General features: G+C 62.5%; 9 protein-coding genes and 1 tRNA gene. 8 read left to right on the plus strand and 2 right to left on the minus strand.

The window, feature by feature from the left end:
- Window positions 1-36 precede the first annotated feature (36 nt).
- Together G4G31_RS25825 and G4G31_RS11430 are read left to right on the plus strand one after the other, a co-directional pair.
- Window positions 37-1,107 (plus strand): ATP-binding protein, encoded by a 1,071-nt coding sequence (locus G4G31_RS25825; protein WP_229425534.1) that lies wholly within the window; start codon window positions 37-39, stop codon window positions 1,105-1,107.
- A gap of 119 nt (window positions 1,108-1,226) precedes the next feature.
- A complete protein-coding gene (locus G4G31_RS11430; protein ID WP_182991505.1) occupies window positions 1,227-1,979 on the plus strand; it encodes a response regulator in 753 nt (250 codons plus the stop codon).
- Here the strand turns inward: G4G31_RS11430 and G4G31_RS11435 are convergent.
- Entirely contained in the window at window positions 1,924-2,556 is a 633-nt protein-coding gene (locus tag G4G31_RS11435) for a DedA family protein (RefSeq protein ID WP_182991506.1), read from the minus strand. The two genes, G4G31_RS11430 and G4G31_RS11435, sit on opposite strands and share 56 nt — an antisense overlap.
- A gap of 430 nt (window positions 2,557-2,986) precedes the next feature.
- On the opposite strand from G4G31_RS11435, the gene G4G31_RS11440 reads away from it, so the two are divergent.
- The 6 genes from G4G31_RS11440 to G4G31_RS11465 all read left to right on the plus strand — a co-directional run bounded on the left by G4G31_RS11440 (window position 2,987) and on the right by G4G31_RS11465 (window position 11,439).
- Window positions 2,987-7,780: an RHS repeat-associated core domain-containing protein gene (locus tag G4G31_RS11440; protein ID WP_182991507.1), complete on the plus strand. Its 4,794-nt coding sequence runs from the start codon at window positions 2,987-2,989 to the stop codon at window positions 7,778-7,780.
- Between the two features lie 164 nt (window positions 7,781-7,944).
- On the plus strand, window positions 7,945-8,349 hold the full coding sequence (gene cdiI / locus G4G31_RS11445; RefSeq protein ID WP_182991508.1) for a ribonuclease toxin immunity protein CdiI: 405 nt from the start codon (window positions 7,945-7,947) through the stop codon (window positions 8,347-8,349).
- 86 nt (window positions 8,350-8,435) lie between these two features.
- Window positions 8,436-8,774 (plus strand): hypothetical protein, encoded by a 339-nt coding sequence (locus G4G31_RS11450; protein ID WP_182991509.1) that lies wholly within the window; start codon window positions 8,436-8,438, stop codon window positions 8,772-8,774.
- A 64-nt stretch (window positions 8,775-8,838) separates the two neighbouring features.
- Window positions 8,839-9,357 (plus strand): SMI1/KNR4 family protein, encoded by a 519-nt coding sequence (locus tag G4G31_RS11455; RefSeq protein ID WP_182991510.1) that lies wholly within the window; start codon window positions 8,839-8,841, stop codon window positions 9,355-9,357.
- Window positions 9,358-9,761: 404 nt separating this feature from the next.
- Entirely contained in the window at window positions 9,762-10,811 is a 1,050-nt protein-coding gene (locus G4G31_RS11460; RefSeq protein WP_182991511.1) for a sugar-transfer associated ATP-grasp domain-containing protein, read from the plus strand.
- A gap of 10 nt (window positions 10,812-10,821) precedes the next feature.
- Entirely contained in the window at window positions 10,822-11,439 is a 618-nt protein-coding gene (locus tag G4G31_RS11465; RefSeq protein WP_229425535.1) for a hypothetical protein, read from the plus strand.
- A 60-nt stretch (window positions 11,440-11,499) separates the two neighbouring features.
- Here G4G31_RS11465 and G4G31_RS11470 read toward each other — a convergent pair.
- A tRNA-Arg gene (locus G4G31_RS11470) sits at window positions 11,500-11,574 on the minus strand.
- Between the last annotated feature and the right edge of the window lie 200 nt (window positions 11,575-11,774).

The following is an 11,774-nucleotide window of genomic DNA, read 5'->3' on the forward strand; positions in this document are numbered from 1 at the left end:
AGACCGGTGGCGCGCGGGCCGGGCGCGACGCATCACATGATCCGCTTCTCGGTGCAGGACACCGGCATCGGCATCGCCGCCGATGCCCTGCCGCGCCTGTTCCAGAAATTCGAGCAGGCCGACGCCACCACCACGCGCCGCTACGGCGGAACCGGGCTGGGCCTGGCGATCTGCCGCCAGCTCGTCGAGCTGATGGGCGGGGCGATCGGCGTGACCAGCAGGCAGGGCGAAGGCAGTACCTTCAGCTTCGTGCTGCCGCTGCGCGACGGCGTCGAACCGCCGAGCATCGAACACGCGCCGCGCAGGCCGCACGCGCACCGCCTGCGCGTGCTGTGCGCCGAGGACTTCGCCACCAACCAGATCATTGCCCGCATGATGGTCGAGGAAATGGGGCACCAGATCGAGATCGTCGAGAACGGTGCCATGGCGGTGGCCGCCTGCGCGCGCGCCCGTTACGACATCATCCTGATGGATGGCCGCATGCCCGAGATCGACGGCGCCACCGCCACGCGCCTGATCCGCGCCGGCGGCGCACTCGATGCGCCCGTGCTCGACCAGCACGTGATGATCGTCGCCCTCACCGCCAACGCCAGCGACGAGGACCGCGACCGCTACCTCGCCTGCGGCATGGACGGCTTCCCGGCGAAACCGATCGACGAGGCCGCGCTGCATTACCAGCTCAGCCGCGCCATCGAGCGCCAGCTGCAGCGCGGCATCGCCTTGCCCTTGATGACGTCGGCGCCGCCGACGACGGCCGAGCTCGACGCCATGTTCGGCGTGGCGGGCGAGCCCGCGTCCGGCCCTGCGCCGGGACGGATGGCCCATCTGCAGGCGCGCATGCGCACGGCCTTCGCCGCCGACCTGCCGCGCCGCCGTGCCGAACTGCACGCCGCGTTCGCGTCCGGCGACACCGAGACCTGCGCCCGCGTCCTGCACGGCCTGCGCGGCAGCGCCCTCTACCTCGGCGCCAGCGAGCTCGTCGCCATGTGTGCGCAACTGGAAAAGACGCTGGACGGGGCCGAGGCGGCAATCGCAATGGCACAGTTGCGCGCCCAGTTGCCGCAGCTGGAAGCCATGCTGACCCCGTTCGAACAGGAAGCGGCCTGACGGCGGCGCGTCGCCGCGGGCGCGGCCCTGCTTCCTGACCTGACGTTCCTGTCAGGCGCGGCGAACCGCAAAAGCCTCGTATAATGTTCTTTTATGGCAACAGGTGCCTGGGAGCGGCGATGAAGGTGCTGGTGGTGGACGACGATGTGGTGTCGCGCATGATGCTGATGCATCTGGTCGACGGCTGCGGCAGGTACGAAATCCTGGAAGCGGAAGACGGACTCGACGCCTGGCGCCAGTTCGAGGCCGGGCTGCGTCCAGCCATCACCTTTTGCGACCTGCGCATGCCCCATTTGTCGGGCACCGAGCTGCTGGTGCGCGTCAAGGCCAACCCGGCGCTGGCCGCCATGCCCTTCGTCCTGGTGTCGGCGGCAAACGACAGCGCGACGATGGACGAAACCGTTCAGCTGGGCGCCGACGGTTATGTCGTCAAGCCCTTCCGCGTCGAGCAACTGCGCCCGCACCTGATCGCCCTCGAGGCCGACGAAACGCCCGCCGCCTGTGCCGCGCGCCTCGGCGTCGACCTGGCGCGCCTCGCGCTTTACTTCAGCGGCCTGGACCGGCAACTGGCGGAGGCCGGCCCCGTTCTGGACGACTTCCTGGCCGCGGGCGATGCCGCCGGCGCGGGCGAACGCCTGGCGCGCCTGCGCGAAGGCTGCGCCCCCGGGCCTCTACGCGGCGGCGGCCGGGTTCGCGCGTGCGGAAGCGGCGCCGCGCCCGGCCCCTGTCACGGCGGCATTGACGGACGCACGCGCCGCACTCGCGCGCCGGCTTGCACTCTTCGAAGGCGCAAGCAGCTAGGCGCTGAAACCTGGCTCAGTTGGTTTCGTGTTCTTCCTGCCGCGCCGCAGCCGGTGCCGGACGGTAGGTGACTACGCGGTACAGGTACCAGGCGAGTATGGCGCCAAGCACGGTCTTCGAGACCGGATCGACATAGCGCGATACTTCGGAATACTTGTCCTCGAGCAGAAAGCCGGCGGCCGTCAGCAAACCGGTCCAGGCCAGCGAGCCGATGCTCGAGTACAGCAGGAACTGCGCCAGCGACATGTTTCCCAGACCGGCCGGCACCGAGATCAGCGTGCGCACGGCCGGCACCAGGCGCCCGAACAGCACGGCCTTGCGTCCGTGCTTGTGGAAGGCCTGCAAAGCCTTGTCGATGTCGCTTGACGTGACCGTCAGCCAGCGCGCGCGGCGGTCGGCCAGCTTCTTGAGCCGCTCGCAGCCATAGATTTTCGCCGCGTAATACCAGGGCAGGGCCCCCAGCACCGAGCCGCTCGTTCCCGCCAACAGCACACCCACCAGGTTCAGGTCGCCACGCGCGACGACGAAGCCGGCAAACGGCATGATCATCTCGGACGGGATGGGCGGAAAAATATTTTCAAGCGCCATCAAGGCGAACACGCCGAGGTAGCCGCTCTTTTCCAGGAACTGGGTGATCATTTCGAACATGGCGGCCTCTGGACGGACACAGGAGTACCGATCATATACGGGCTCGGCGTGCGGCGGCGTACGGGCGGCGCTGCAGGTCATCCAGATCTCGGCCTGGGAATCTTGCGAGGGACAAGCAGCCCCAAGAAAGGCCTCTGGAACACGGCGCGACATGCCTGGTCATGCTTCCAGCATGAACTTGGCACCTTAGCGATCAGCGGTAAGCTCCGGCACGCGATTTTCTTAACTTCCAGTTAACATTTCTGGCAAGTTGTGATATTTTGCACAACTTTATTCGACTTGGCGGAAGTCGGGCTGCTTGACGCAGGAGGGATTCGTCTTCAGCACCGGTTTTTTAGCGCAAATAACGACCATCAAGGTTTCCCAATAAAACGGCTTCCTGGCAACGACGCGCCTCCAGGCCGGCCAGTACGATTTTTAGATTATCGACATGAAGATTCAGGCTTACTTCGCGCATGTTGCAGTGGCAATTTTTCTGACACTCGGTGTCGCACATGCGGGAATCCCGGGGTTTGGCGATCCGACACCGTGTGGGCCCGGAATGAGTTGCGTGCCCGGGACGCCGACTGTCCCGCCTTCGTGCGGACCCGGAAAGGGCGGAGCGGTTTGTGGCGCCGGCGGACCGGCCAGCCTGGCTGCGGCTTCGCCTGTCACTGTCGGGGCCGGTAATCCAATCAACGTCATCACGGGCAACAAGTACCAGCGTGAAGTGGACATGGCGCCACTGCCCGGGGTATTGGGCTTGGAGATCGTGCGGCACTACAACAGCGCCTTCAGTCAGCCGAACCACTCGACCAACCTGGTGGGACGTGGTTGGAAGTTGTCTTACGAAACCGAACTGCACGCGAGCCCGACTTCCTTGCAGATCGTCCAGGCCGACGGTACCCGCGTCATCTTCAGTCGCGACCGTCGCCGGCCGAGCTTGTGCGAGAGCGGCAATCCAGCCGACGGCGTGGTCGACGTCGTGCGCACCGCACGCGGCGACGAATACCGCTGGCGCTGGGCGGATGGGCGTGAACTGAGCTTCGACAGTGCAGGCAAGCTGGTGCAAATCCTGGCCCCCAGCGGCGAATTCGTCACCCTGCAGCACGACGGCCGTGGCCGCTTGCTGAAGGTAACCGATCCCCAGGGACGCAGCCTGCGCCTGCAGTATCCCGGCAAGGATGGGAACACACGCGGCTTTCGCGGCGTGCAGGCCATCGATAGTCCGGTCGGCCGCTTCACCTACGGCTACGGCAGCACCGCGGCGCCGGGTGCTGGCCAGTCGCCTGCCTTGCTGGCGAACCTGGTGCGCGTGGGCTACCCCGACAGCCCCGGCGCCGCCGCGACCGGACGCCGCTATCATTATGAGGACCCGGCCAATCCGACACTGCTGACCGGTATCAGCATCGAGACGGCGAGCGGAGCAGCCAAGCCTGCCGTGACCCGCTATGCGACTTATGCCTACGCGGCCGATGGGCGCGCCGTGTACTCAGGTCACGACGGCAACGTCGGTGCGGTCAAGCTCGACTACAAACAACCCGGCCTCACCGCGGTCACCAATAGTCTGGGCGGCGTTACGCTGCTCCGTCACGCGATCGTCGGCGGCCAATACCGGCTGCTCGAAGTGCGCGGCGAAGGCTGTGCCGGCTGCGCCCCGGCCAATACACGCTACGGCTACGACGCCAGCGGCCGCCTGAGCGAGGTCACCCGCATCGATCCTGAGGGCAAGCCTGTCGAGGCAAACCGGACCACGTTCGACGCGCTGGGCCGTCCGCTACGGGTGCAGCGCATCGCCTATGTCAACGGGCTTGCCCAGGCGCCAGAGGCCTTGTTGCGCTACGAATATGGCGAGGGTAGCGGCATGCTGCCGACTCTGATTGCCAAACCGAGTGTGGTACCGGGCAAGGAGCATGTCACCCGCATTCGCTACAACGGCCACGGCCAGCGCGTGAGCGTCAGCGAAAGCGGGTGGATGCCGGCACCGTTGCCGGGACAAGCGCCTGCCGTGCTTGCCCGCACCACCACCTATGGCTACAGCAAGATCAATGGCCGCAGCCTGTTGACCCGGATCGACGGGCCGCTCGCGAACGGCAAGAGCGCTTCGCCTCTCGACTCGGACATCACGCTGATCGCCTACGACAAGCGTGGCAACCATATCGCCAAAGTCACCGCGCCGGGGAACCAGGTCACGCTGGTGGCGGCCGTGAGCGATGTCGGCCGCCCGACGGTGATCGTCACGCCGGACGGCGTCGAAAACCGCGTCGAATACGACCGCGACGGCCGCGCCACCAAACTGGTCAAGGCCGGGGTGGCGCAGTCCTATACCTATGCGGCCTTGGGCGCGCTCGCCAGCATGACGAGTGCGACCGGCGAACGCATCCATTTCGACTATGCCGCCAGTGGCCAGCTGCTCGCCATCGCCGACGCCCAGAACAACCGCATCCGCTTCCAATGGAGCACGGAAGACGAGCTGCTCTCGCGCACCCTGCTCAATCCCGACGGCAGCGTGGCACAGGAAAGCGACCTGGCGCGCTTCGTGCCCGCCGGCAGCAAGGAAGAAGGCCAGTTCCGCGCCCTTGCCGAGACCCAGGCCGGCACAGCCTCGTTGGGTCTGGCCGCGCAGGGACGCGATGCCGCCACGCTGACGGCCGGCCGCGAACCCTACCTGCCCGCAGCCCTGGACCTGGCCTTCGACCCGGCCCGCCGGCTGAGCGAAGTGCAGGACCGCCGCCGCAACCGCACCGCTTATGTGTACGACGATTTCGGGCGGCTCGTTGCCATCGGCAGTCCGGACAGCGGCACCACCCGCTACAGCTGGGATGCGGCCGATCGCCTGATTGAAAAAATCACTGGCGCCGGCAGCACCGACGAAAACAGGATCGGCTATCGCTACGACCAGGCCGGGCGCGTCGTCGAACAGCGCACGCGCGAGGGCAGGACTGTTATCGCCTACGGTGCGCAGGGACGTCCGGTCAGCATCAGCTACCCGGGCGGGCAGGAACTGTTCGGCTATGACGCCGCCACGCGCTTGACCCTGCATACACGCGTGATCGACGGCAGGCGGTTCGCGACGGCCTATCGCTACAACGATGTGGGCCAGCTGGTGGCAAAGACCTTGCCCGACGGGCAGGTCCTGACCTACACCTACAACGGCGCAGGCCATGCCAAACCGGGCTTGCTGGCCGCGATCGGCCGGCAGGATCTGTTCGGCAAGACCACCCTGCTCACCGGTCTGAACGAAGCCGGCGACGGCTACGCCGACCAGCGCTACCAGCTGGCCAATGGGGTCGGCTACGTGCGCCAGCTGGACCGCTTCGGCCAGATCCGTCATATCGGCAGTGCCGGCATCTGGGAAGAACACCAGGCGCGCACGGCCAGCGGCCTGCTCGAGCGCCGCGTTGTCGCCGCTATGGGCCAGCGGCAAACCACGGGCCTGAGCTACGACGTGCTGGGCCGCCTGCAGGGCATGGGCAAGGCCGGCGCGCAGCACGAACCGGGCACACGCGGTTATGCCTACGACCCGGCAGGCAACCTGCTCAGCCAGATCGTCGGCGCCAGCAGCACGACCTATCGCGTGGCACCCGACAGCAACCGCCTGGTCGCGGCCGTGCAGGGTGGCCAGGAGCGGCGTTACAGCTACAACGGCGCAGGCAGCGTCACCGCCATCGGCGACACCGCTTATACCTGGGACAGCCAGCAGCGCCTGGTCAAGGTCGCGCGCGCCGGAAAACCGGTGGCCGAGTATGCCTATAACGCCTTCGGCGAACGCATCAGGAAGATCAGCTATGCCGGCAACCAGCGCAAGGTGGTCTATTACTTCTACGACGGCGCCCAACTGGTTGCCGAAGCCGAGCCCGACAAGGGCGCCATCGACATCACCCGCCAGTACGTCTGGCTCGAAGAATATGGCCAGGCGCGTCCGATCGCCATGCTCCAGCATCGCGGGAGTTCTGCCGGTGCCGCGCTGCAAGCGATTCCGACCGAGCGCACCCAGAGCGCCGGGCGCGCGCAACAGACCGAGGTCTTTGCCATTGTTGCCGACCATACCGGCGCACCGCGCGCCTTGGTCGACGAACAGAAAAAGACCGTATGGCGCGCCGAGGCGACCGGGTTCGGCGAACTGATCGTCGCCGCCGACAGCAAGCTCGTCCTGAACCTGCGCGGCTCTGCGCAGTATCACGACACCGAAACCGGCTTGCACTACAACCGCCACCGCTACCTCGACGTGGACAGTGGACGCTACCTGTCGGCGGACCCGAGCGGACAGCAGGGCGGGCCCAACCTGTATGCCTTTGCGAACAATAACCCGGTCGACAATATCGATCCGCTGGGCCTGTCGAGCAAGCCCGCGGGCGCCGTGACGACCTGGAGCATGCAGGATAAGCTGAAGTATGTGATGGAGCGGGTGGCTGCCAAATTCCCTGGTGAACTGGGCGACGCGCTATTGGAAATGGTGAGCCCGGCCTCGCTCGCCACCACGGCCGGCGTGTTTGCTGTCTGGGCCGCGGCACAGGCAACGCCATATGGATGGGCTGCGGATATTGGCCTTGCAGGCCTCGGATACCTGTTCATGGGGTCCGCAGTGCTCGATGTGCTTCATGGGGTATGGGATTCGGCCTCGCTGATCATGAACGCCAAGTGCGAGGGCGATCTCGATAAGGCAGGCGATATACTGGCGCATGGGCTGGGAGTGGCCGTCGCGAGTAGTGGCGCTACCTTAGGCGCCGCAAAGGTGTCCAAGATCGTCAAGGCGGTGTTCGAGAAGAGCGCGCTGGCGAAGGCGGTGATTTTCAAGCCTAATATTGCGAAGCACTTGAAAACAGTTGATGGGTTCGATCAGAAAACTGGCGTCAAAGGTGCCCACAATCGCGACGCTTTCTTCAGTGCGGTGTTGGACAACAGTCTCAAGATCACAAAAGTGACCCCTGGTCAGCCACCCGGAATCACGACGTATGAGTATCTGATCCCTAAACGGCTCCCCAATGGGGCGATAGAAAAGGATGCGTTAGGCAATATTGTCTACAAGAGTCCAGGGAAAAATCCGCCTACGAAAACTGTCTACGATCCGAATGTATTCCCGGATCAGAAAATTTTCGATCTGGGAAGGAAAGCCGCTGCTGATGGGTATCATGCCGCGAGGGCCAACGGGCTCCAACAATACGATGCCAAGGCGGGAGGGATTACGTTCCGCGTCTATATCGATCCAAAAACCGGCGAGATAACGAATTTCCATCCGAAATAGTGTTCATCCGCGCTTACTCGATATAGGTCGTCTGCGCCCCCCCAGTGCTGTCCCATCGGTCCTGGCCGGGCAGCATGAGGAATCGAGGAGGGCGGCCTTGCGAAAGGCAGGTCCCGGTGCAGCGCGAGCTCATCAATGGAGACGGATTGGAAAAGGTATAGTCAATGCGTAAATTAAGTACCATCTTTAAGAAATTTATTGGGCAGAATGCTGTGACTCAGACAAAAAAAGTGTTTGAAAGTCTAAATTGTCACACGGACGACGAGTATCAGGCTAAGGAGTTCCTGAACTCAATGTACTCACAAGGTCGTTTTGTTCGTGCAATAGAGGGTATCGTAAATAGGGAAGACATCATTGTTAACGATGAATATTGCCTGTTTCCTGAGCCAGACCTGAATGAGCCAATAGCGCACTTTGAAGGCGTTAAATTCGTCGCTTTTGACAGCGAACTGGTGATTTCCGAAGCGGCTTGCTCTACGATTATTGATCAGGCATGCGCGAACTACCTTCGCTTGCATCCGGAAGATACGGGTGAGATCAATGCGATTCTACAAAAACGGCTGTTCTGACCTATTTCTACTTGCCTATAACTATCTTTCCGCAGAGTTCCAGTTGCTGAAGACAGGTTTCAATCGACGTTGAGACTGGGTTGAACATGCAATCCATCTTCCCACAAATATTCGGCTACGGCTGGCCCAGCGATGAGCAATTAGTCGAGTTTGCCCGCAGCGGGCATGGATACATGGGAAATGACGGCTACTACGGCGTGACCTACGCTTCAGATCTCGACGAGTACGAACGAGTTGTCGAAAGGCGATCCATCGGCGACAACCACGTCGAAATCACTTATTGGGACGGAGAGCCTCGATCCATACAGGTAGCCGAGGCCGTCTATCTTGAGGCGCTCGCGGCATATCTGGAGTCGCGAGGAAAGAAAGAGGCGGCTTCGGCATTAGAAGGCTTGGCCGCAGAGGTCCGCGCTAAAGGCACATAAGCTGCATCATCCTTGTTCTGAGCCGTTTTCCAGGACTGCCACAACAACGGACTGGACCGGCCTTGTGGAAGGCGGGCGCGATGGCCAGTTCTGGTGCAAAGGGGCACGCAATGCAGCGCAAACTCCACGTTTCCATCATCGAAAGCCTGGAATGACCAAGCCTTATCTCTATGATGCGTCTATTCTTCCGAAAGACTTTACGCTGCCAAAAAGCTATGTGGAATTGGCCTTATCGCAAAATCAGCCGGATCTGTCCCCCTGGGAATTGTTGTTTCTGGATGTGCCGCGCAGTTCGAGCTATTACGGCGCGATGCTGCAGCGATATCCAGACAAGCCCTTGGTGCCGTTTGCTATAGCGAACGATGAAAGCGGCCTATTTAATGATGGATATGTCGTACTTGCTTGCTTTGATGGCAATGATAAGAGCGGTAATCCGACTATCTATTATCACGATTACGGAAGCGATCAGCACGTGCACTGGTCCGACAGATATTGCATACCGAACTTCGATGAATGGCTACGGGTCGAGGGGGAAGAGTCCGCACGGTATAAAGCAAGCCGGGCAGAGGATGACAGCATCTGACAAGGCGGTACTAGATGCAGCCTTCCCCTCCTGCTAATCAACAAGTATTGTCATTAACGATGGATATTGACAGTGCCTTGGATAAGCCGGCGCTGCTAAGCCTTATCGATCAAGCACGACGTTTGCATCTCTACTTCATGTCTGTTTCGACCGGGCGCGCACCGTATCATCACATGCATTGCTGAGTTTACCTGCAATTAGTATTGTCGTGCAGTACCCGCCAATGCTTCTGCTTAAGTGTATAAGGGCGGCTATCAGGAAAGAATAATATATTCAAGGAAACTGAAATTTCCAGTGATCCTTGATGTAGTCGGCAGCTGTCCTGATTCAATAGACAAGTTCACGCGCGCTGCATTAGGATGCGCATCTATTCAAGATAGCAACTTCGACAATGCGAGGCTCGTGTGAAACAAAAGCTTGAAATGGCGCAACTGCGCCGACCGCCCAATCGGCTGACGGCGGAAGAATATCGGATGTACAAGCTTGACGGCATGTCATGGGAAGAGAAGGTTCAGTTTCTAGGCGTAAACTCCGGCACCGCCACCAATTCAAATAATGACCTGCGCTCCCAAGCCCTTACTCGAGATAAGTTGATCACCTACAGCATCCTGCGTCTCCATGGATTCTCATTTCCTGAAATCAAGGCCGTTGCGCATCCAACGCGGAGTTTTCCGGATGCCGTCTCTTTACGTTCGGTGCAAGAGATCGCGACATATCTGCAAACCCAGGCCGCGTTCCCGTTTTTCATGAAACCAATCGGCGGCAATGCGGGCGCCGGATCGGTCTGGGTCGACGGCTACGCCGACGGCAAGCTGCAGCTGCGCAATGGCGATACGATTCCGCTCGAGAAATATTTCGATCGTTGGCGCTCGTTCGAGGGGATCGTGCTGCAGGCGGTGGCGCGTCCGCATCCGGAAATTGCGCAACGCTTCGGCCCCAGGCTGGCGACGGCGCGGGTGGTCGTGCTCATGGGCGAAGACGGGCCGATCATCCATCGCGCGGTCCTGCGCATTCCAGCAGGCAAGAACATGATCGACAATTTCAGGCACGGGGCGTCGGGCAACCTGCTCGGTGCCATCGAGGTCGACAGCGGGCTCGTGTCGAATGTGATCGGCAAGAAGGGGAACCAGTTGGATACCATCCCGACGCATCCCGATACCGGCGAGCAGATCATCGGCTTCACGCTGCCCGATTGGGAGAAGGCCAAGGACTTGTGCGTCCAGGCGGCACCGCTGTTCCCAGGCATCATGTACCAGTCCTGGGATATCGCCTTCACGGAGGAGGGCCCACAGACCATCGAGGTCAATTCGGGCGGCGATGTCGACGTGCTCCAGCTCGCCTCCGGACGGGGCATCGCCGACGCAACCTGGTGGAAGCTGTTCCGCGAACCGAAGCCCGGCAATGTCCTGCGGCGCTGGATGGTGCGCAGCGGTCCCTGGAAGCGCCACGCCTGATGCGAGAACGATGCAGCGGCAACCATCGCAAGGGATGATCAAGGAACGGGGCATCCTGTTTTCTGGCGCGATGGTGCGCGCGCTGCTCGACGGCACCAAGAGCCAGACGCGCCGCGCGCTGCGCCCGCAGCCGGAAGGGGAATGCGCGCCCGAAATGGCGCGGAATCGCTTCGGCCTGGCCGGCGACCGGCTGTGGGTGCGCGAAACCTATTTCGCCTTCGGCCATTGGGAAACGCGGCCCAAGGCCGGGAAGGCAGGTAACGCCCGGTATTTCATCGACCAGACGCGCACGAGCGGCCAGCGCTACCGTTACGCGCTCGACGAACCCGGCGGCGCCGACCCGCTGGCCGGGCGGGTAGCGGGCGACCTGCCGCGCTGGCACCAGCGCCCGGCGCTCTTCATGCCGCGCGCCGCCAGCCGCATCCTGCTCGAGATCGTCGGCGTGCGGGTCGAGCGGCTGCGCGCGATCAGTGCGGACGATGCGCTGGCCGAAGGCATCGATCCCCAGGGCGCCGGCGGCGACCCGGTACTGGCCTATCGGAAGGTGTGGGAGCGGATCAATGGGGCCGGAAGCTGGGATGCCGACCCGTGGGTATGGGCGGTGGAATTGAGGCGGCTGGCGCCTTGAGCCGGCTCGATGCATGTCATCCCACTGAGGCGGCATCAGGAGAACGGACAAGAAATCTGGTGGTCCCCCCGACTGGAATCGAACCAGTATCCCACGCTTAGGAGGCATGTGCACTATCCATTGTGCTACGGGGAGGACGCAGGCCGCCGAGGCGGCACGGTGCGGTTCGGCGAGCGGGCCCTGCTTGAGCAGGCCGGTATCGTGAACCGAGCGCAATTATAGCCGAGGATAGGCCGATAATTGGAAGTCAGTGGAAGCGAAGGCGCCGCAATCGGTACAATAGCCGCTTCTTTCAATTTTTCGCCGCCTCGCGCCCCTTCTTGCGCGCGCGAACG

Origin of the sequence: Massilia sp. Se16.2.3, from assembly GCF_014171595.1 — a bacterium.
Classification (GTDB): domain Bacteria; phylum Pseudomonadota; class Gammaproteobacteria; order Burkholderiales; family Burkholderiaceae_D; genus Telluria.